Annotated in this window: 16 protein-coding genes and 1 tRNA gene; 9 read left to right on the forward strand and 8 right to left on the reverse strand. The window is 55.7% G+C overall.

The window, feature by feature from the left end; all coding sequences use genetic code 11:
• Positions 1–58 precede the first annotated feature (58 nt).
• The 5 genes from EDD77_RS09895 to EDD77_RS09915 form a co-directional block, all read right to left on the reverse strand.
• The gene (locus EDD77_RS09895; protein WP_058965382.1) at positions 59–310 is read right to left on the reverse strand and encodes a hypothetical protein; all 252 of its coding nucleotides are present in this window, start codon (positions 308–310) and stop codon (positions 59–61) included.
• A gap of 25 nt (positions 311–335) precedes the next feature.
• Entirely contained in the window at positions 336–2,099 is a 1,764-nt protein-coding gene (locus tag EDD77_RS09900) for a YodL domain-containing protein (protein WP_058965381.1), read from the reverse strand.
• Positions 2,100–2,138: 39 nt separating this feature from the next.
• The gene (locus EDD77_RS09905; protein WP_058965380.1) at positions 2,139–3,215 is read right to left on the reverse strand and encodes a hypothetical protein; all 1,077 of its coding nucleotides are present in this window, start codon (positions 3,213–3,215) and stop codon (positions 2,139–2,141) included.
• 70 nt (positions 3,216–3,285) lie between these two features.
• Positions 3,286–5,559: an SF1B family DNA helicase RecD2 gene (gene recD2, locus EDD77_RS09910; RefSeq protein WP_058965379.1), complete on the reverse strand. Its 2,274-nt coding sequence runs from the start codon at positions 5,557–5,559 to the stop codon at positions 3,286–3,288.
• 15 nt (positions 5,560–5,574) lie between these two features.
• Positions 5,575–6,924, reverse strand: a complete 1,350-nt coding sequence (locus tag EDD77_RS09915; protein WP_394326284.1) for a YqaJ viral recombinase family nuclease — start codon at positions 6,922–6,924, stop codon at positions 5,575–5,577.
• Positions 6,925–7,583: 659 nt separating this feature from the next.
• Here EDD77_RS09915 and EDD77_RS09920 point away from each other — a divergent pair.
• Both EDD77_RS09920 and EDD77_RS09925 read left to right on the forward strand, forming a co-directional pair.
• Positions 7,584–7,793, forward strand: coding sequence for a helix-turn-helix domain-containing protein (locus EDD77_RS09920; protein ID WP_082052181.1), 210 nt, complete (start codon positions 7,584–7,586; stop codon positions 7,791–7,793).
• Between the two features lie 21 nt (positions 7,794–7,814).
• Positions 7,815–9,245 carry a site-specific integrase gene (locus EDD77_RS09925; protein ID WP_050005237.1) on the forward strand — a complete coding sequence of 477 codons (1,431 nt, stop codon included), beginning with the start codon at positions 7,815–7,817 and terminating at the stop codon, positions 9,243–9,245.
• Positions 9,246–9,475: 230 nt separating this feature from the next.
• Here the strand turns inward: EDD77_RS09925 and EDD77_RS09930 are convergent.
• Positions 9,476–9,552 (reverse strand) — tRNA-Arg (locus EDD77_RS09930).
• 578 nt (positions 9,553–10,130) lie between these two features.
• Here EDD77_RS09930 and EDD77_RS09935 point away from each other — a divergent pair.
• The 4 genes from EDD77_RS09935 (at position 10,131) to EDD77_RS09950 (ending at position 14,293) form a co-directional block, all read left to right on the forward strand.
• A complete protein-coding gene (locus tag EDD77_RS09935) occupies positions 10,131–11,552 on the forward strand; it encodes a TrkH family potassium uptake protein (protein WP_242868414.1) in 1,422 nt (473 codons plus the stop codon).
• 48 nt (positions 11,553–11,600) lie between these two features.
• A complete protein-coding gene (locus EDD77_RS09940; RefSeq protein WP_058965377.1) occupies positions 11,601–13,001 on the forward strand; it encodes a DUF3329 domain-containing protein in 1,401 nt (466 codons plus the stop codon).
• Positions 13,002–13,125: 124 nt separating this feature from the next.
• Positions 13,126–13,440: a hypothetical protein gene (locus EDD77_RS09945; protein ID WP_058965376.1), complete on the forward strand. Its 315-nt coding sequence runs from the start codon at positions 13,126–13,128 to the stop codon at positions 13,438–13,440.
• Positions 13,441–13,648: 208 nt separating this feature from the next.
• On the forward strand, positions 13,649–14,293 hold the full coding sequence (locus tag EDD77_RS09950; protein WP_132587383.1) for an IS3 family transposase: 645 nt from the start codon (positions 13,649–13,651) through the stop codon (positions 14,291–14,293).
• A gap of 108 nt (positions 14,294–14,401) precedes the next feature.
• Here EDD77_RS09950 and EDD77_RS09955 read toward each other — a convergent pair whose 3' ends face one another.
• A complete protein-coding gene (locus EDD77_RS09955; RefSeq protein ID WP_058965375.1) occupies positions 14,402–16,063 on the reverse strand; it encodes a SulP family inorganic anion transporter in 1,662 nt (553 codons plus the stop codon).
• A 208-nt stretch (positions 16,064–16,271) separates the two neighbouring features.
• Positions 16,272–17,492, reverse strand: coding sequence for a peptidase T (pepT, locus tag EDD77_RS09960; RefSeq protein WP_058965374.1), 1,221 nt, complete (start codon positions 17,490–17,492; stop codon positions 16,272–16,274).
• A 220-nt stretch (positions 17,493–17,712) separates the two neighbouring features.
• Between pepT and EDD77_RS09965 the strand changes: the two genes are divergently transcribed.
• The 3 genes from EDD77_RS09965 to wecB all read left to right on the forward strand — a co-directional run bounded on the left by EDD77_RS09965 (position 17,713) and on the right by wecB (position 21,110).
• Positions 17,713–18,759, forward strand: coding sequence for a polysaccharide biosynthesis protein (locus tag EDD77_RS09965; RefSeq protein WP_058965373.1), 1,047 nt, complete (start codon positions 17,713–17,715; stop codon positions 18,757–18,759).
• 21 nt (positions 18,760–18,780) lie between these two features.
• Positions 18,781–19,905, forward strand: a complete 1,125-nt coding sequence (locus tag EDD77_RS09970; RefSeq protein ID WP_058965372.1) for a polysaccharide biosynthesis C-terminal domain-containing protein — start codon at positions 18,781–18,783, stop codon at positions 19,903–19,905.
• A gap of 65 nt (positions 19,906–19,970) precedes the next feature.
• Positions 19,971–21,110: a non-hydrolyzing UDP-N-acetylglucosamine 2-epimerase gene (gene wecB / locus EDD77_RS09975; RefSeq protein WP_058965371.1), complete on the forward strand. Its 1,140-nt coding sequence runs from the start codon at positions 19,971–19,973 to the stop codon at positions 21,108–21,110.
• Positions 21,111–21,119 lie beyond the last annotated feature (9 nt).

Genomic DNA, 21,119 nt, shown 5'->3' on the forward strand with positions numbered 1-21,119 from the left:
TGTTAAGCAAAAGGCATGGAGCAGGCCAACGCCCATTCCATGCCTCTGTTACACTGTGTCACAACACATAAAGTAATGTGCTGTAGCTGTCAAAGCAATAGCACACCACATCGGGGTACTGCTTTGACCATTCCTTGATCTTATCTTGTACTGCCTGGGCCGCTTTGCTAGCCGGACCGTCCCACGGGGGCGGTATCGTCACCGTGAAAAAGCCCCTTTCTACGCTGGATTGCACATCTGCGTCCAGATGGGCGCATTGTTCCAGAAACGCCAAAAGCTGGGCCGCCTTCGTCCCGTTCACGACAATCATCAAAACCTCTCCTACGCTTCTCTCATCATGCCTTTTTCGCAAGCATCGGTGAGAACTTTACCCGCTTAAACTGCTCTTGTCCATTTACATAGTAATAGTCCCGTCTGGCGCCGTGATCCAGCTCTACCACATCGGAAAGAGTCATCGGACGCCCACGGCAGCCTTCAGGCAGATGCTCCCGGCAGTCGGCAAACAGGCGCTTCAAAAGCGCGTCATCGGCTTGTCCAGCCGGGCAATAAATCTCGCCCGCTCCCGCCACATAATACAGTGCCGCAGGAGGCTGCTCATAGCCGGCATCTTCTAACGCTGTAATGTCCTTGAATGCAAACGGGATCGCTTTCTGTTCGTCCAGTTGGAGCTGATAGAGCACAAATCTCTGCTTTCTCCGCTGAGGTTCCAGCAGTCCAGCGAGGGTATCCCGGCCACAGCGCAGAAAAATCTCATGTTCTTCTTGCGTCAGCCCCAGGTACTCCGTCAGACTGACATTCTGTTCAGCCCGATGCTGCCACTGCTCAGTGCAGTCCTCAATGTGGGCCAGCTCGCACAGGCCGCACAGATACTGCTCCTTGAAGCTCAGCTTTTCAATTTCTCTTTGCCATTGGTTTTCGCGGCGCAGAGCCAGCTGCCAGTCATCGAATCCTTTGTAGTTGGGATTCCAGGTCAGCCGCCGGCAGTTCATGCCGTGCTTTCGAGCTGTCAAGTAAATCTTCGATGCTCCCGCCATGGTCATGTTATTGTTGTACTTGTCCATATCGTGGGCTTCAATGATTTCTTCCGTGCCGTTCTGCGCCAGGATAGCAAACAACGCGTCCAGCGGACCGGTATTGTTGGCTCCGGCAATCGCAGCGAAAGTACGCCCAGTCAGGCAGTGGGAGATGTCGGCCTTCAACAGCCCTTCGATCACATAGACCACACGGGCAGATGAGTCGCCTACCAGATGTACCGGACTGCCTGAACCTGCTCCATCTCTTTTTGAAGAGGATGAAAACCAGATATATTTGGCGCCTGTTTTTTCCGGTGGGTCATCTTTGTTCTTCAGCGGGACATCCAGCATGATCTGAAATCCCTGTATCCTGCCATCAAAACCGATGGCGGGGATCAGTATGCCGGCTGTCTTTTTGTAGAACGCCATGGTCCAGTGTCCATTATCGTCCCGATAGAATCCTGGCACTCCCTGCACCTTGCAGCCCTGCCTGATCAGCCGGTCTGTTATAGAGCGGCACAGGAAAGGCGGCGGGGTGCTCTTAAAGCCCAGCGCGTCGATCTGCTTATCCGATAATCCACGTTTTGGAGAACGCAGATGTTCCCGGTGCGCTGGCCGCAGAGAAAGCTGGGACAGCAGCAGGGACAGCGTTTGATGGATCTCCGCTGGGCTGGCCTTATCTGACTGTGGTACCATTTCTCGCTCGGAAAAAGAATGAGCGGCAGCGGCCGTCCGGGTCCCCAAGGGTGGGGACCCGGTGCTGGCCGGCTGCTGATGAGCGCCATTCCCGGAGCGTGCGTGTTCCTCCTGGATATTGTCACACAGAGCTTCTGCGATCTCCCAGTAGGCATCAGAGGTAGTCGTATGGTTGAATTCAGCATACAGAGCCAACATCCCGCCATATTTCCCGCAATAGTTGCACCGCCAGACATTTTTTTGAAAATTAACATTCATCTTGCCCCGGCGGTCACCGCAAAACGGACAGTCCACATAAACACTGTTCGCTTGTTGGCGCCTAATGCGCAGATTCAGCAGATTGACAACTTCCATGATGCCAAAAGGAAATTCATCCGGGTATGAGCCCATCTGTCATTCCTCCCTTCATGCCCGCGCTGGGGTTCCATATCAACTGGCCTTCTGAAGTGAATCGAGGACCAGCTGAGCCGCGGCCCGCACGATGTTATCCTTGCTCTTGTTGCCGGGAGTCAGATAGAACCGCAGATTGACAGGCCTCTTCTTCGCCACCTCCGCGATGGTCATCCCCCGGCAGACGCCGCTGTCAACAACGACCTGCTGCGCCTGCTCCAGCGACATTGCCTTCAGGATCTCCTCCACAGGCGTGTCCTTGGTGTACGCAGCCGCCACATGCACAGCTCCGTTTTCCGGGAGCTCCTGCGTTTTCTCGGCGGCAGACGGAGCCGCTTCCGCTTGCTGGACCGGCAATTCGGTTCCCGGCGTGCTGACAGGCAGTTGATCCGCTTCACCAGCGGCGCCCGCATCGTCCGGTCTGTTCGCCATATCAGCAGGAAGCACATCAGCCTCCCGGCCAGTTTCTACCGGCAGCTGCTCCTTCATCGCCGTTTCTCCGGCACCCAATACTGTGGCATTGGGAGATACACCTGCGTGGACAGGCTCAGACGCCTCGTGCGGCGTCACAACGCTGCCCGGCGGGTAATTCCCCTCCGGCGCGCCATCGGCCTTCTGAGCGCCTCTGACGGCCTTTTCCGGCGGTGTAGTCTTCACTGTGGGAGTAACAGGGGGCATACCAGCTTTGACTGCAGGCGCTGCTTCACTTTCCGGTCCCCCAGTCGCCTGTACATCAGCACTCACAAGCTGAATACCGAATCCGGCGTCCGAAAGGGCCTGGCTCAGCGCCTCGTTCTGGGCGGCCTTCACAAAGTCCTTATTGTCCTGCTTAGTCTGCTGGACAACACTCATGCTGAACGGCTCCGCATCGCTGCGGTCCATGAATACCTTGGCCTCGAAAATCGCCATCTGGTCGGTGATCCGCATTGCCGTCACACGCATACGCCCATTGGGATGCGCCATACGGAACCAGAGTTTCTGGTAGGGCAGATCCAACTTCATGGAGTTGCCGGCGCGCCGGAGGAATTTGAGCGGGTCAAACCCCGGCACTTTGTTCAGCTCTGCGGCTGCGGGGATAGTTTCATACATCGTTTTGGCATTGTTGCTGTCGTTCATCTTCACAATTCTCCTTCCTGTGTAATAAATTGGGGACGCCGGGCTTTTTTCTGCACCTTGCGCCACATTTTTAACCTGCGTGCTTCAATTCTTTTTCTATGGCCGCCGGAATAGGGATACCTGCCCGCCGGGCATACGCCTTATAGTACAGACGGATGCGCTCACCCAGAAGCGTGTTGCGCTTGCCGATCTCATTGCGGTGGATCGCCATAAACAGCACCTGCTTTTGACCTATGAGTATCACGCGCTTTTTGGCACGGGTGATACCGGTGTAGAGCAGATTCCGGTACAGCATGACAGTATGTGCTTTCAAAAGAGGCATGATGACCGTTTCATACTCGCTGCCCATCGCCTTGTGGATCGTGGTGGCATAAGCGAGGTCCAGATTGACCATATCCTCTATGCTGTACTCCATCTCCCGCCCTGCGCCAAAGTCAAGGCCGACATGAGCACCCTTCTCATCATTTCTGATATAGCGGATGAACCCCAGGTCGCCATTGGATACCTTGGCCGTGTTTTTTGTCTGCATGATCCGGTCGTTGACCCTGAACACTTTGACACCGACTTTGATTTCTTCCTCGGCGGAACGAAACGGGTTGACCACTTCGCGGATGGCTTCGTTGAGCTGTTCCGCCGATGCCGCGCCCTCCGAGCGGAAAGGCGACAGAATCTGCACCCGGTCAATGCCGCTTTCCTCGATTTCCCGACAATAGCGGGACACGATTCTTTCAGCGGCCTCCGTCTGGTTATCGCTTGCCATGAAAATGAAATCCTGGCCGTAATACAGCTTGGTGTTGCCTTCATTGATAAATTTGGCATTGTAGGCGATCAAGCTATCCTTTGACTGACGGAAGATCTGGTCTAACACCGTCACAGTGATAAGGCCGCAGTCGATCAGTTCACGGAACACATTTCCGGCGCCCACACTGGGGAGCTGGTCCGGGTCGCCAACAAGGACAATCCGTGCCCCCTCCTTGATGCGGGAGAAAAATTTATTTGCCAGCCACATATCCACCATGGAAAACTCGTCCACGATAATCAGGTCGGCTGAAAGCGGTTCCTGATTGTTGCTGCGTCTGACATCTTCCTCTTCGCTGGCAAGGCCCAATCCGCTGTGCAGCGTCCGTGCTTTATCAACCCCAGTGCTTTCCGCCATTCGACGGCTGGCACGCCCAGTCGGCGCCATCAGGACGATCTCACCATTGGGATGCAGGCGGCGGTAGACCTCCAAAATCGTTTTCAGCACCGTCGTTTTACCGGTACCCGGAGAGCCTGTGATGATGGAAAGATTATGGCGGTAGGCTGCATGGACTGCCGCCTCCTGTTTAGAAGACAGCGCCAGCCCCATTTCCTGCTTGACCCGCTCCAAAATCTGTTCGATCCTCTCCGGAGTGGACAGCTCCACCACACGCATAGCGATTCGCCGGGCGGTTTCGTCCTCCTGCGCGAACACACGAGGCAGATAGATCTTCTCATTGACGGAAACTATCTCACCGTGCAGGACCATATTTTGAAGCACATCAATAACTTCCTGCTCATGGAGCCGAAGCGACGGGATGGGGATCTTTGCGTTCAGCACCCGGAGTGCCTCTTTGCGCAGAACTTCGCTAGTCAAAAACAAATGCCCCTTACTGCCTTTGCTGTCCTCCAGCGCCCAAAACAGCGCGCCTTTGATACGCATAGGGTCGTGCAGGTCGCCTCCATTTTTCTGGACGATGGCGTCTACCCTCAAAAAGCCGAAGCCGGACACCTGACAAAGCTCGAATGGACTCTTTTTCAAGATATCCACACTGGCCGGGCCAAAATACTGATAGATTTTCTGGGCTGTCTTTGGCGTGATCTTAAACGGGGAGAGCAGGGTCATCAAATCCTGCAGCATACGGCTCTCCGCATACGAGGTCTTAATATCCTCCAGCTTTCCCTCCGTAATGCCCTTGATTTCCAGCAGACGCTCCGGATGGTTTTGCAGGATGTCCAGCGTTTCCACACCAAACCGCGAAACGATCTGTGCGGCAGTCGCCGGCCCGATGCCTTTGATAAGTCCAGAGGCCAGATAACCTTCTACGCCGCTCTTGGTCCGCGGAACGATCTCATGCCACTGCTCCACCTGAAGCTGCATCCCGTACTTTCCTTTTTTCCATTCGCCATCCAGCTCCAGCTCTACCGCGTCCGTGCGGGGCAGCTCATAGCCGGTCGCCACAAACCGGATCAGGTGATCCTTGTACCGGCGCGTAGACCGGGCTTCCTGTGGCACATCCTGATCTGCTGTCTTTACGCTGATGATACAGAACTTGTTTGCGGGATTGTGGTAGATCGTCCCATCATAAGTTCCTTTATGGATCAAATTTTTCCCTCCTTCTTATGCTGACTTGGTATCAATCTTCACATTGAAACGCCGAAACTCTGAAACAGTCACATACTGCTCATAGATATCCGGGTGATCCCGTTTCAGCCGCTGCAGATTGTTTTTATCAATTCCGGGTGTTTTTACCGGATTGTAAGTGACGATATAGTTCACTCCATCCTGCTGACACACCGCCATGCAGCTCTTTCCCATGTTTGCAACCAACGCGGCCTTCAGCCGCTTCATATCTTCCTCAATTTCTTTTCTGTCTGCCTCTGCACATTTTTTCAGCTCCTGGAGCTGCAAATAGCGCATCAGCTTGGCCGTCAGACTCAGATCAAATGTTACAGTGGGGGCGTCCCGGTCTGCGGGACCCGTATGCCGCCGCACGCTTTCAATCACCAAGTCGCCATCCTCGGTATAGGGCGGAGGTGTTCTGGTAAGGACATGGTTCTCCCAAAAATTCTGTTCCAGGAAAATCATCTCGTCCTCATAAGCAGCATCCCGCCGGATCTCCCGGATAATGGTCTCATCTTCGTTGTTGCCATACAGGCAGCAGAAAAAGCAGCGATCCACATCCATGACGGCCATGTAATGCCGCCCCTGAGATTCGTAGTAAACCGGAACAGTTTCTTCGCCATCCAGCCACCAGTTGTCTTTGGCGTTGTAGTTTGTGGTTTTGATCTCCAGGATAGCGGTACTGCCATCCGGCAATTTTACAAAATAATCCACATCGGCCAGCATCCACGGGTACTGCGGATGCTGAAACATTTTTTTGACCTGATATACCTCGTACCCTGTGCGGTGTTGGAATATCTTTGCTACCAACGGCTCCAACAGGTGTCCCATCTCTAAGGCAACCCAGTTGTCTTCATTGTTTTCGACTGCCACGATATTCAGCTTGTCAAAGTAGAGGTCTCTTGCAGTCCGCCAAGGTGAGATCCCCAACAGAGCCGCTACATCACTGCCGCCGATACCTTTTCTGCGGTATGCAAGCCATTCTTCTTCGGACAGGCTCGCCGTTTCCACCAATACCCTGGGCCTGCCATGGTCCTCAGCAGACACATTGCTCAACGACATCTTCAACACCCCCTCCGGGCTCGACGGGGAACAGCGTGTACTCGAATCATCGGATTGCAGACCCCGATGGACTTGGACGGTTTCTGATACTGCTGCCAGCTCTCCGCCGTCTGTTTCTTTTTGGCCACAGACTCCTGCCTTTTCTTTTTCGCCTTCATGTGCATCCTTCCTTTCTGTAAGTTTTGATATATCCTCAAAGCCGTTTCCGGCATTTGGGCGCAAAAAAGCGAGACTGACAAAGGGCGAAACGCCTGTCGTCCATAGCTGCCTATGAACCAATGTCATCCTCGCTGGTAGGGCAAAACCCCGAAAAATAAAAAAAGCCAGTAATACACCGGCCCCAAAGGGCACAGCAATACTACTGGCACAAATACAATCTTAACCGCGTGTGCAATGCGGGCCAACGGCCTGCGGTACAGAAACTTGGTCTGTATCCCACAAGGGAAACGCACAAAAATCAATTACAAAACCACTATAACACAATATATTGATTTAGTCAACAGGATATTTCTATATATTGTGCCTTGCCGGATGGAGAAACCATACTTCAAAAATTTTTTGCCTTAAAATCAAAAAAGTGCAGAAATTCAGCTCCGGTCCACTATTTATAAGGGTGTACAGACATGACACGGTTTTCCTGTTGGTCTGCACGCCTTTTGTACTTTGAAAAAAGAATAACTCTGTTTCAGGGGTTATACAGGGAGCGCGGATAGTGTGCGAAGGCTTGTCAGCTCACCCACGGTTGAAATACTGCATAGCAGGCCCTGGTAATACGCGGCGGAAAGCCCGGCGCAGGAAATGACCTGGAGCAGCTCAATTAAATATTTTGGACTCGAACGCCTTGTTTTTTTACTTTTTTGTTGATGTGGCGGCAGGGAAAGCGTATATGATATATGTAGGGAATCGTAGGCTTCTTTGTCGGCCACACAGAAAGGAGGCATATCGTGGCTGATAAACAATTTCTTGAAAACACAGATCGGAATAACGCAGAAAAACGAAGCTATTCTGTTTCAGAGGCTGCTGAGATCTTGGGCGTCAGCAAACGCTCCATCTATAACCTGTGTGCCAGCGGAGCTTTTAAATCCGTGCGCATAGGAACCAAATTAAGGATCTCCAAAAAGTCCTTTGACGAATGGCTTGACGGTTCCGATTGATTTGGAAAGGAGCCTACAACTATGGCATCAATACAGAAACGAGGAAAGAGATACGCTGTTGTCTACACCTATGATGACTCGAAAGGTGAAAAGAAACAAAAGTGGGAAACTTTCACAACCAAAAAAGAGGCACTGAAACGAAAAGCAGCAGTTGAAAACGAAATCAACAACGGCACATTTATTCCTCCCAGCGAACTGACTGTAAAAGAATTCCTGAAAGATTTTGTTGAACTATATGGAACAAAAAGATGGGGATTGTCTGTTTATGCTTCAAATAATGGCTTGATCGACAATTATATTAACCCATTGATTGGAAATGAAATTGTTCAGGACATCAATCGCAGGTCAGTGGATCAGTTCATCCAGAAACTGCAGAAAACAGCTCCCGTTGAAACTCCATACAGACACGCCAGAACAGAATTTGTCACACCCTGCACCATTGAAAAAATTGTTAAGCTGATGCGGTGTGCGTTCCATCAGGCTGTCCGCTGGGACATCGTTGGGAAAAATCCATTTGAGGATGCAATATTGCCCAAGCGGGAGAAAAAAGTAAGGGCTATCTGGACCGCTGATATAATCCGGGATGCGCTCAACCACTGTTCAGACGGAAAACTGTATGTTGCAATCAATCTGGCTTTTGCCTGCTCCATGCGAATGGGCGAAATAACTGGACTGACCTGGGACTGTGTTCACATATCAGATGAAGAGATTGCTCGCGATGACGCTTTCGTCTGGATTGAAAAGGAACTAGCCCGTGTTGACCAGAAAGCTATTAACGCGGTTGGTGAAAAAGACATCCTTTTTGTATTCCCACGCTTGATGGGTGGAAAGTCTTCTACACGGTTGGTTTTGAAAAAGCCCAAAACCGAAAGTAGCATTCGTAAAGTTTGGATTCCCCGAACCCTTGCCTATATTTTGCGGGAATGGAAAGAAAAACAGGACAAGCTCAAAGAATTTATGGGCGACGATTACATTGACTACAACTTGGTTTTGGCACAGGAAACGGGACGCCCCTGCGAAGATCGGATTATCGGAAACCAGTTTGAACGTTTGAAAAAATCTGCTGGTCTTCCAAATGTAGTTTTTCACTCCCTCCGACACTCCAGCACAACTTATAAGCTGAAAATCAATAAGGGGGATGTCAAGGCAACGCAAGGGGATACCGGCCATGCACAAAGCGACATGGTTACCCAGGTTTACGCGCACATCCTGGATGAAGATCGAAAAGTCAATGCCCAAAAGTTTGAAATGGCCTTTTATGCAAACGCGGATATGCGGGGCGTCGAACAAAGGCTTCGCGCAGAGAGCGCCGCTGCTGAACCTGATTCTGAAGCTCTGATGAAGCAGTTGGCAGCTAAACCTGAACTCATGGATGCCTTTACAAAAAAGTTTGTTGAGCAGTATGGCGAACAGATTATGAGCCAGTTAGCAAAAAAACTAATTGGTGCATAAATACACAGGACGGTATGAAACGACACAAAACGCTGCGGCAGTGCTCATTAGCAAAATGAGCGATTTTTTCAAGATTGATCAAAAAATCGTTCGAGTCCTGTAATGGAAATTGGAGCGGATAGGAATAAAGAATTTCCTTCCTAACCGGTGACAAATAGGTAATCCGTTCTAATCCCCATAGAAGAAAAAGAAAAGGAAAATGCCGCAACCTCTTGCAGTTACGGCATTTATGGCGTCCCCGGGCAGATTTGAACTGCCGGCCCCACGCTTAGGAGGCGTGTGCTCTATCCAGCTGAGCTACGGAGACATATTCAATTTATTATGGTCAAGGATGGAGCAACTCGCCTCCCAGGACTTTGATGACCTGATTATTAGGAGGCTCGCGCTCTATCCAACTGAGCTACGGAGACTTATATCGATTTTTCCTTGATTTTATGCGGTTTTTCACGCTTCGTCCAAGGTGACGATCCCTCATACCGAGACCCAATTTTAGCAGGCTTTTCTCGTAAAATTCGCCCACCCAGCCGCCATTTGCCACGGTTATGACAAAGCTGACATACAACTTTATTAGCAGCACTTGTCGTAAGGTAACCTATTTCTTAGGAGAGAGCGTTATCCCCATGGGAACCGCGAGTCCACCATTCTTTTCATTGGGGCCCGGTTGGTGACAGCCGCTTGCCCTGTTCAAGCTCCTGTCAGGCAGCCGGAACGGGCTTGGAACCAGATCTTTCATCAAGGCTGTGCATACTTTGTTATTATATCAGGCCGGATGGGCAAAATCAAGTTGAAATACCGTCTGCAAACGTGTATATTATAAGAACAAAGTAAAATTGCGTTCGTGCGCCCTGACAGCGGCGCCGTTTGCTTGTGAGGAGGAAAACCAAAGTGGAACAGGATTCCAGTTCCTTTCAAACATCGCAGCTGGGCCGGTTGATCAGCCGGACCGCTCCGCCCCCCAAAAAACGCCGCCGGCTGGAAAGTCTTTCCCCCACCCGGCTGATCGTTTCCAGCTTTCTGGTGGTGATTGTGACCGGTGCGCTGCTGCTCATGCTGCCCTTCGCCACCCGTAACGGCATTACGCCGGTGCAGGCCTTCTTCACCGCTACCAGTGCCACCTGTGTGACCGGCCTTGTGGTGCTGGACACCTACCAGGGCTTCACTCTGTTCGGCCAGACCGTGGTAATCTGTCTGATCCAGATCGGCGGTCTGAGCCTTGTTACGCTGGCCAGCTTCTTCACGCTGGCTTTGCGCCGGCGGGTGGGCTTCCGCTCCATGAAGCTCGCCAGCGAATCCATCGGCACCTCCAACGTGGCCGAGGCCCGGGGTCTTTTGCTGGTGGTCATGAAACTGGCCGCCTTCTTTGAAGGTCTTGGCTTTTTGCTGCTGCTGCCCGTCTTTGTTCCGGAGTACGGCGCCGAAGGCATCTTTATCTCAATCTTTCTGTCCATCTCCGCCTTCTGCAACGCCGGTTTCGACATTCTGGGCCGCACCCAGAGCTACGTGAGCCTGATGGGCTACGCCTCCGACTGGTATGTACAGGGCATTATTATGTTCCTGATCGTTGCCGGTGGTCTGGGCTTTCTGGTCTGGCACGACCTGGGCCAGTGGCGCAAAACCCACCATCTGTCCATCCACACCAAGGTGGTTCTGTTCTGCACCATCCTGCTGATCGTGGGCGGCACCGTGGGCTTCGCCTTCCTGGAATGGAACAACCCGGCCACCCTGGGCGGCATGACTGCAGGCGACAAGATCGTGAACAGCCTGTTCCAGTCCATCAGCGCCCGAACCGCGGGCTTTAACACGATTGATCTGGCCTCCATGAGTTCCATCACCAAGTGCATGCTCTGCGTGCTCATGTTCATCGGTGCGGCCCCCGGCGGCACCGGCGGCGGTATCAAGGTGACCACCTTCAGCGTAATTCTGGTCACGGTGGCCAGCGTGGTCACCGGCCGGGAGGACGCCCAGATCTTCCGCCGCCGCATTGACAAGAAAACCGTTTATCAGGCCCTGAGCATCGCCATGCTGAGCCTGGGTGTGGTAATCTTTGTCACTCTGGTGGTCTTTTTCAACTGCGGCGAGGTCATCAGCCCGCTGGACTGCCTGTATGAGGTGGTCAGCGCGTTCGGCACGGTGGGCTGCTCGGTGGGTGTGACCGGTCAGATGCATCCCCTTGCGCTGATCATCACCATGATCACCATGTTCATCGGCCGTGTGGGCCCGGTCTCTCTGGCCATCAGTCTGGCCAGCCAGCGCCGGGAGCAGGGCAAGTTCGATATTCTGCCCGAAGGCAAGATCAGCGTGGGCTGATCGGTGCGTTTGTTCCGTTGTTTTTGCGAATCGAAAAGGAGGGCTTTTTTGCGTCGATCCCGTTTTTCCTTTCCGCCCGCCAGCCGAACCCTCTTCTGGCTGCTGGTGGCCGCGGCTGCGGCGGTGATGCTGCTCTTCAACTGTCTGACCCCCTTTGTGGCCGATGACTTCACCTTCGCCTTCAGTTACCGCACCGGCGAACGGCTCACCGGCCTGTGGGACGTTCTGCAAAGCCAGACCTGGCACTACATGACCTGGAGCGGACGGTTCCTCATCAAGAGTCTGGATCAGTGGTTCACCATCCAGCCAAAGCTGCTGTTCAATGTGTGCAATACACTGGTTTATGTGGGGCTGGCGCTTGTGGTCTATCTGGCGGCAAAGGGGCGCCAAGCCCCCGCCGATCCCCAGCTGCCGCTGTTCATTTTCCTGAGCTTCTGGATGGTCTCGCCGGTATTCGGCCAGACCAATCTGTGGATGTGCGGCTCCTTCAACTACCTGTGGGCCAGCTTTTTCTGTCTGGCTGCCGGGCTGCCCTTTGCGCTGCAGCTGCACAGCCCGCTGCGCCGTCGGCCCTGGCTGGCTCCCGCCTGCTTTGTGGCGGGGCTGGTGGGCGGCTGGAGCAGCGAGAACACCAGTGCCGGTCTGCTGGTGCTGATGGTGCTGGCGCTTTTCTGGCAGCTGTTCCGGGAGCGGAAAGCTCCTCTGTGGATGTTCACCGGCCTTGCAGGCGGGCTGTTGGGCTTTGCGCTCCTGATTCTGGCGCCGGGCAACTACCAGCGGCAGGATGCCGCACCGGACCCCCGCGGCCCGGTGACCATTCTGGCCACCCGTTTTCTCACCGCACTGAACATGCTGTGGGATTATGGTCTGCCCCTTCTTGTGATCTTTGCAGTGCTGTTCTGGCTGCTCTGGCTGCAAAAGCCCGCCCCGCAGGTACTGTTTCTTCCTCTGGCGCTGCTGGCGGCAGGGCTTGGCGCCAATTTTGCCATGATCCTTTCACCGGTGTATTATGAGCGCTCCACCCACGGTGTGTTTGTATTTCTCACCGCAGCCTGTGCAGCTGCGCTGGCTGGGCTGGACCGCAGCCGGCTGCACGGCGTGTTGGGCGGCGCTGCCGCCGGGCTTGCTCTGGTGGCCTGCTTCCAGCTTCTGTGGGCGGGTTATGACATCGCCAGCTTCTGGATGATGCACCGTACCCGGGAATCCGAGCTGCTGAGCCTGAAGCAGCAGGGCCAGACGCAGGTGGTCAGCTATTCCATCGAATGCTATACCCGCTGGTGCTCCGGCTACGGCCTGCCGGATCTGCGCACCGATCCGGAGGACTGGGTCTGCGCGGACATGGCCCGCTATTATGGGCTGGAAAGTCTGTCGGCCAATGAGGCCCGCACCTATCCCTTCCCTGGCCGCACCAACAACGCGCTGGAAACCGGCCTGCCGGAGGAAAGCTGATGCTTCTTTTCTCCTGAATCCAAAAAGAACCCCTGAAGCCGATGGCTGAACAGGTTCAGTAAAAACGGACAGTGACAAAAGACCCCCTGATGTAGGAAAATAGACTACATCAGGGGGTCTTGTCATGAAGAAACGAAATTACACACACGTTCAAATGCTTTTACCAGAGATCAAGGCCATGTTGGCAGAGGGGAAAACACAGCGGGAAGTCGCAGAATACTATGGCTTCCGGGATAAGCAGGTGGTAAAAAGACTGCTTGAGCGTGAGCGCCGTAAAGAACGAAAACTGGAAGCCGGAATCCGCCCACGGCCGAAAGGACGGCCGAGAAAAGATGCTGCGCCAGGAGACGTTGTGGCAGAGCAGGCCTGTGAGATCCAACGGCTTCGCACGGAAAATAAACTACTACGGGATTTTCTGCGCTTCACAGAAAGGAAGTGAGCGCAAAGGTAAAGTATCATATCATCTATCGTTATAGGACAGAGTATCCAGTGGCAGTCATGTGCAAATTCTTTGGAGTGTCCAGAAGCAGCTACTATGCTTTTGTCCATCGCCTGGGCAGGCCGGAACAAGACGCGGCTCTTGCGGAAGTGATTGCAAAGCAACGGGAACGCAGTTTTCGCACCTGCGTTTATCGGCGGATGTGGCTATGGCTGAAAAACAGGATATTTTCTGCAATCTCAAAACTGTGCTGCGGATTATGAAGAAATATGATCTTCTCTCTGAGATACGCCGTCGCAGAAAATGGCAGCAGAGGGGGCAGCAGGCACACAAATACAAGAATCTATTGAACAGGGACTTTCACGCAAGCAAGCCAAACAGCAAATGGGTAACGGACATCTCTTACATTCACACCAGGCAGGGCGTGCTGTACCTGTCCATGATCCGGGATCTCTATGACAATAGCATTGTGGCCTGCAAACCCGGAACGGAACAAACGGTGAATCTGGTTCTGGACACCATTCGTCTGGCAATGAAGCAAGAGAAAGAGAAAGTCGCTGTGGAGCTGCAGCTCCACAGCGACCAAGGTGCTCAGTACGCCTCACAAGCATATTTTAAGCTAACTCAAACATACGGCATTACACCGTCTATGTCAAGACGTGGAAACCCCTATGACAATGCAATGGCGGAGAATTTCTTCTCTATCCTCAAAACAGAATGTATTTACCGTCACAAGCCGGCTACCTTTTCGCAGGCCAATGAGTTGATTGATTGCTATATTTACTTTTACAACCATGAGCGCATCCAGTTAAAAACTGGAGAGGCGCCGCTGGCGCGACGCCTCTCCGCTTAAAACTTAATCTTTCCTACTAAGGGCTCTTTTTGTACTGTCCGCACAATCTGGGGCAGTTCAATCGGCTCCGCCTGCTCTGCTCTATCAAAAATGAAAAGCCTGTTTGGATCAGAGCTGCACCGGGGTATCCACCAGCGGCAGCTGCTCCATGGTCTCGATGGCCTCGATGGCATCCCAGGCGAAGTTTTCCCCGCCTAGAGCCGCCGCGAAACCGGTGCGCTCCATCTCGTGCTTCACGTTGGGCTGCACGCCGCTGAACATCACCCGGATACCCCGGCCGCGCAGATCCGCCAGCAGGATCTCCAGCTCGCTGATGGCGCTCTCGTCGATGTAGGGCACGCCGCGCACCGAGAAGATCACGCCGTGTGTCTCCTCGCCCAGCTGGACCATGGCCTGAGTCAGCTGATCCTGGGTGCCGAAGAAGAGCGGCCCGGTCAGATAGACCACCTTCACGTCGGTGCGAATCTGATCGGTGCCGTCAGCGTTTTTGCGCTTCACATCGCTCACGGCAATCTTCAGATCGCAGCTTTTCAGCACGAACAGCAGCATGGCCGCCACGATGCCCACCAGAATGGCGATGACCAGATCGAACAGTACGGTGGCCACCATGGTCACCAGGAACTGAGCGGAAGCGGACTTCAGGCGCTTGCGGAACAGCTCCCGGATGGCCGGCCAGTCGTTCATGCGCCAGGCGGTAACCATGAGCACGCCCGCCAGGCTGGCCAGCGGGATGCGGCCCATCACGCCGCCCAGCAGGAACATGGACAGGATCAGGGTGATGGAGTGGATCACGCTGACCATGCGGGTGCGGCCGCCGCTCTTGATGGCAACGGAGGTACGGGCAATGGCCGCGGTGGCGGGCACGCCGCCCAGAATGGGAATGATGATGTTGCCGATGCCCTGGGCCACCAGCTCACGGGTGGAGTTCAGGGGCTCGCCCTTCATTCGGCCGGCGGCCGCGCCGCACAAAAGGCTCTCGATCATGCCCAGCGCCGCAATGGAGATGGCCGGGGCAATCAGGTTGGGCAGGGTGGAAATATCAATGCCGTTGAGCAGCAGGCTGTCCGCCGTCATGAGCTTCTGGGGAATGGCGCCCACCTCAGCCACGGCGGAACTTTCGGCCACAGGATTCAGCACGAAGTTCAGCACCACCGCCACGATGATGGCCACCAGAGAGCCGGGCAGGTATTTGGTGAGCTTTTTGGGCCACAGGATCATCACCGCCATGGCCAGCACCGCAAACATCACCGCCTGCATATTGGGGGCAAAGCCCAGCCGCCCGTAGGAGAGCAGCTTCTGGATGGCATTCTCGCCCTCGCTCACGGTGCCGAAGAAGTTATCCACCTGGCCCAGTGCAATCACGATGGCGATGCCGGAGGTAAAGCCGGTGATGACCGGCACCGGAATGATGGACACCAGCTTGCCCACCCGCAGCACAGCGGCCACAAGCAGGATCACACCAGTGAGCAGTCCGGCGGTAAGCACGCCCTGCACCCCGTATTTGGCCGAGATGCCGATGAGAATGGCTGCCATGGCGCCGGTGGGGCCGCTGATCTGGTAGGACGCACCGCCCAGAATGCCAATCACAATGCCGGCCACGATGGCGGTGATCATGCCGCTGGCCGCGTCCGCGCCGCTGCTCACGCCGAAGGCAAGGGCCAGGGGCAAAGCCACCGCCGCAACGGTCAGGCCGGCCATCAGGTCGGCCAGGAACGCCGCGCCGTTGTAGCCGGAGAATTCACGCCGAAGATCCCCAAGATAGGTTTTCATTTTGATTCTTTTCCTTCCTCTGTTTTTGCTGCCCGGTAATACAATAAATAAAGTCCGCAAGTTCAGCCGGGCAGCCGTTTTCAACCATACACCCGGCCGCCGGGTTTGTCAACCAGAATTGTCCGCTTCTTTCCCGGTGTGCCGCCAAATCCCCAAAGCGCACAAAAAAGCCCGCCTTTTTCGGAAAAAAGGCGGGCTTTTTGCGGGTTTAGTTTTCGGCGTAAATGGCGATGATGTTCAGAATGATCTCCACGCTCTTGTCCATCTTCTCGGCCGTGATGTACTCACAGGGGCCGTGGAAGTTGAAGCCGCCGGTGCCCAGGTTCGGGCAGGGCAGACCCATGAAGGACAGGCGGGCGCCGTCGGTGCCGCCGCGGATGGGCACGATGTGCGCCTCCAGGCCGGCCTTGCGGATGGCCTTCTCGGCGTTCTCGATCAGATGGAAGTGGGGCTTTACCTTCTCTTCCATGTTGTAGTAGCTGTCCTTCAGCTCCAGCACCACGGTGCCCGCGCCGTGCTCGGCGTTCAGGCGGGCGGTGATTTCCTCCATCAGTGCCTTGCGGGCGGCAAACTTCTCGCCGTCGTGGTCGCGGATGATGTAGTGCAGCCTGGCGGTGGTCACATCGCCGCTCATCTGATACAGGTGGAAGAAGCCCTCAAAGCCCTCGGTGTGCTCGGGCACCTCTTCGGCGGGCAGAGCCGCGGCAAACTCCATGGCGATGGTCTGGGCATTCTTCATCAGATCCTTGGCGCTGCCGGGATGCACCGAGAAGCCGTGCACGGTGACCACCGCGTCGGCGGCGTTGAAGTTCTGGTACTCCAGCTCGCCCACGTCGCCGCCGTCCACGGTGTAGGCAAACTGGGCGCCGAAGCGATCCACGTCAAAGAAGTCGGCGCCCTGGCCCACCTCTTCGTCGGGGGTAAAGCCGATGCAGATCTTGCCGTGAGGGATGTTCTCCTTCTGGATGCGCTCCACCGCGGTCATGATCTCGGCAATGCCTGCCTTGTCGTCCGCCCCCAGCAGGGTGGTGCCGTCGGCGGTGATCAGGGTCTGGCCCTTCCAGTTTGCCAGCTCGGGGAACTTCTCCACGGTCATATACTCGCCGGTGCCGGCAAACAGCACGTCGCCGCCGTCGTAGTTTTCAAACACCTGGGGCTTTACGTTCTCGCCGGGGGCGGCGGGGGCGGTGTCCATGTGGGACACAAAGCCCAGGGCGGGCTTTTCCTCATAGCCGGGGGTGGCGGGCAGGGTGCCGTACACATAGCACTTGTCGTCCACCGCGGCGTCGGCCACGCCCAGCTCCTTCAGCTGAGCCACCAGCAGATGGGCCAGATCAAACTGGCGGGCAGTGCTGGGATGAGTTGTGCTCTCCTCATCGGAGGTGGTGTAGATGGTCACATACTTCAAAAAGCGTTCATACGCACGCATGATAACACGTCCTTTCCTTTTCCGGCGCCGCACGGCGGGCCGGATGCTGCCTTTTATTCTAACACAAAGCGGACAAAATAAAAAGGGTTCGCTTTCCTTCCTCTGCCCGTCAAACCGGGTCGAAATACTTGGAAAACAGGTATATTTATGGTATTCTTATAACGTATATGAGCATTTTGCCCCGCGCGGCTTGCAATAGGAACAGAACGGAGGCCTTTTTATGGCAAACAGTTATTTCACCAACAAAACCCTTTTGATCACCGGCGGTACCGGCAGCTTCGGCAACACGGTGCTCAAGCACTTCCTGGCCAGCGACATCGGCGAGATCCGCATCTTCTCCCGCGATGAGAAAAAGCAGGACGACATGCGCCACGAAATCCAGCAGAAGCACCCGGAGCTGGCGGGCAAGCTGCGCTTTTACATCGGCGACGTGCGCGAGATCGACAGCGTGCGCAGCGCGGTGCGCGGCGTGGACTACATCTTCCACGCCGCGGCCCTGAAGCAGGTGCCCAGCTGCGAGTTCTTCCCCATGGAGGCCGTGCGCACCAACGTGGTCGGCACCGACAACGTGCTCACCGCCGCCATTGACGCGGGCGTAAAGAAGGTTGTCTGCCTGTCCACCGACAAGGCCGCCTACCCCATCAACGCCATGGGTATCTCCAAGGCCATGATGGAAAAGGTGATCGGCGCCAAGGCCCGCACCGTGAAGGCGGAGGACACCACTATCTGCTGCACCCGTTATGGCAACGTGATGTGCAGCCGCGGCAGCGTGATTCCCCTGTTCATCGACCAGATCAAGGCCGGCAAGCCCATCACCATCACCGACCCGGACATGACCCGTTTCCTGATGAATCTGGACGAGGCGGTGGATCTGGTGCAGTTCGCCTTCGAGCATGCCAACCCGGGCGATCTGTTCGTGCAGAAGAGCGATGCCTCCACCATCGGCGATCTGGCCAAGGCGGTGCAGAAGCTGTTCGGCGACACCGGCACCCAGATCATCGGCACCCGCCACGGCGAAAAGCTGTACGAGACCCTGATGACCAAGGAGGAGCGCATTCGCAGCGAGGACATGGGCGGCTACTACCGGGTTTCCGCCGACGGCCGCGATCTGAACTACGACAAGTTCGTGGTGAAGGGTCAGGTGCACACCGAGGCCGACGAGGCCTACACCAGCCACAACACCCGCCGCCTGAACGTGGACGAGACGGTGGAGAAGATTCTCACCACCGACTATGTGCGCGAGGCGCTGGAAGGCTGGAACAAATAACCGGAAAAGGGAGCCATTGCAATGGAACTGAACACTCCTATTCTCATCACCGGCGCGGGCGGCTTCATCGGCAAAAATCTGGTGGCCACCCTGAAAACCGCCGGCTATACCGACCTGATGCTTTTTGAGCGGGACGACACCCCCGAAACGCTGGCGGACTATGCCGCCAGAGCGGGCTTTGTGTTCCATCTGGCGGGCATCAACCGCCCCAAGGACCCCAGCGAGTTCTACGCGGGCAATGCGGGCCTGACCGATACCCTGCTCGCCCTGCTGGACAAAGCGGGCAACAAGGCCCCGGTGCTGGTGACCTCCAGCACCCAGGCCGCGCTGGACAACGACTACGGCAAAAGCAAGGCCCAGGCCGAACAGGCCATCTTCGCCCATGGCCAGACCACCGGCGCGCCGGTGTATGTGTTCCGGCTGCCGGGCGTATTCGGCAAGTGGTGCCGCCCCAACTACAACAGCGTGGTGGCCACCTTCTGCCACAATTCCGCCAATGGCCTGCCCCTCTCGGTGCGGGATCCGGAATACCGGCTGCCGCTGGTGTACATCGACGACGTGGTGGCCAGCTTTGTGGCCGCGCTGGACGGCAACTGCACCCGGGAGGGCGACTACTGTGTGGTTCCGGTGGTGCATGAGACCACGCTGGGCCATCTGGCCGAGACCATCGAGGGCTTTGCCAGAAACCGCGAAACGCTGGACGTGCCGGATCAGACCCCCGGCAGCCTGGAGCAGAAGCTCTACTCCACCTGGCTTTCCTACCTGCCCGCGGACCGGTTCTCCTACCCGCTGAACATGCACTGCGACAACCGGGGCAGCTTCACGGAATTTCTGCACACCCCGGCCCACGGTCAGGTGAGCATCAATATTTCCAGGCCCGGCATCGTGAAGGGCAACCACTGGCATCATTCCAAGAACGAGAAATTTCTGGTGGTAAAGGGCACCGGCGTCATCCGTTTCCGTGCGCTGGACAGCACCGAAGTGATTGAATACCACGTCTCCGGCGACAAGCTGGAGGTGGTGGATATTCCCACCGGCTACACCCACAACATCGAGAATGTGGGCGAGGACGATATGGTCACCGTGATGTGGGCAAATGAGGTATTTGACCCCGACCACCCGGACACCTTCTTCCTGCCTGTATAATTTTTTCCGGCAACCCGCGGCCTGCACAAGGCGCGGGGCTTGCCTTGTATAAGGAGATCGTTTTCATGAGCAAATTGAAACTGATGACCATCGTGGGCACCCGGCCGGAGATCATCCGCCTTGCCGCCGTGATCAAAAAATGCGACAAATACTTCGACCAGATTCTGGTGCACACCGGCCAGAACTACGACTATACCCTGAACGGCATCTTCTTTGAGGATCTGGGCCTGCGTGCGCCAGACCACTACCTGAACGCGGTGGGCGAGGATCTGGGCGAGACCATCGGCAACATCATCGCCAAGAGCTACAAGCTGATGGTGGAGCTGAAACCGGACGCCCTGCTGATTCTGGGCGACACCAACAGCTGCCTGTCCGCCATTTCCGCCAAGCGGCTGCACATTCCCATCTTCCACATGGAAGCGGGCAACCGGTGCTTCGACGAGTGCCTGCCCGAGGAGACCAACCGCCGCATCGTGGACCACATCGCGGACGTGAACCTGTGCTACTCCGAGCATGCCCGCCGCTACCTGAACGCCGAGGGCACCGCCAAAGAGCGCACCTATGTGACCGGCAGTCCCATGGCCGAGGTTCTGCGTGCCAATCTGGAGCAGATCGAGGCCTCCAATGTGCTGGAGCGGCTGGGTCTGGAGCCCAAAAAGTACATGCTGCTCAGCGCCCACCGGGAGGAGAACATCGACACCGAGAAAAACTTCGTGGCCCTGTTCACTTCCATCAACGCGCTGGCGGAGAAATACAACATGCCCATTCTCTACTCCTGCCATCCCCGCAGCCGCAAGCGGCTGGAGGCCATGGGCTTTGAGCTGGATGAGCGGGTGCGGCTGCACGAGCCTCTGGGTTTCCACGATTACAACCACCTGCAGATGAACGCCTACTGCGTGGTGAGCGATTCCGGCACCCTGCCCGAGGAATCCAGCTTCTTCACCAGCATCGGCAAGCCCTTCCCGGCGGTGTGCATCCGCACTTCCACCGAGCGCCCCGAAGCGCTGGACAAGGGCTGCTTCATTCTGGCGGGCATCACCGCCGGCGGTGTGGAGCAGGCGGTGGAAACCGCCGTGGCCATGAACGACAATGGCGACATCGGCATTCCCGTGCCCAACTATGTGGAGGATGTGTCCACCAAGGTGGTCAAGATCATCCAGAGCTATGTGGGCGTGGTCAACAAGATGGTGTGGCGCAAGTACTAAGCCGCCCCG

The organism is Allofournierella massiliensis, from assembly GCF_004345265.1.
GTDB classification, from domain to species: Bacteria; Bacillota; Clostridia; order Oscillospirales; family Ruminococcaceae; genus Allofournierella; species Allofournierella massiliensis.

Excerpts from the sequence above, each read along its gene's own strand:
- EDD77_RS09895 (WP_058965382.1), bottom strand. The coding sequence starts at position 310 with ATGATTGTCGTGAACGGGACGAAGGCGGCCCAGCTTTTGGCGTTTCTG.
- EDD77_RS09970 (WP_058965372.1), top strand. The coding sequence starts at position 18,781 with ATGGAACTGAACACTCCTATTCTCATCACCGGCGCGGGCGGCTTCATC.
- EDD77_RS09955 (WP_058965375.1), bottom strand. The coding sequence starts at position 16,063 with ATGAAAACCTATCTTGGGGATCTTCGGCGTGAATTCTCCGGCTACAAC.
- EDD77_RS09900 (WP_058965381.1), bottom strand. The coding sequence starts at position 2,099 with ATGGGCTCATACCCGGATGAATTTCCTTTTGGCATCATGGAAGTTGTC.
- EDD77_RS09965 (WP_058965373.1), top strand. The coding sequence starts at position 17,713 with ATGGCAAACAGTTATTTCACCAACAAAACCCTTTTGATCACCGGCGGT.
- EDD77_RS09945 (WP_058965376.1), top strand. The coding sequence starts at position 13,126 with ATGAAGAAACGAAATTACACACACGTTCAAATGCTTTTACCAGAGATC.
- EDD77_RS09915 (WP_394326284.1), bottom strand. The coding sequence starts at position 6,924 with ATGACATTGGTTCATAGGCAGCTATGGACGACAGGCGTTTCGCCCTTT.
- wecB (WP_058965371.1), top strand. The coding sequence starts at position 19,971 with ATGAGCAAATTGAAACTGATGACCATCGTGGGCACCCGGCCGGAGATC.
- pepT (WP_058965374.1), bottom strand. The coding sequence starts at position 17,492 with ATGCGTGCGTATGAACGCTTTTTGAAGTATGTGACCATCTACACCACC.
- EDD77_RS09905 (WP_058965380.1), bottom strand. The coding sequence starts at position 3,215 with ATGAACGACAGCAACAATGCCAAAACGATGTATGAAACTATCCCCGCA.
- EDD77_RS09950 (WP_132587383.1), top strand. The coding sequence starts at position 13,649 with ATGGCTGAAAAACAGGATATTTTCTGCAATCTCAAAACTGTGCTGCGG.
- EDD77_RS09925 (WP_050005237.1), top strand. The coding sequence starts at position 7,815 with ATGGCATCAATACAGAAACGAGGAAAGAGATACGCTGTTGTCTACACC.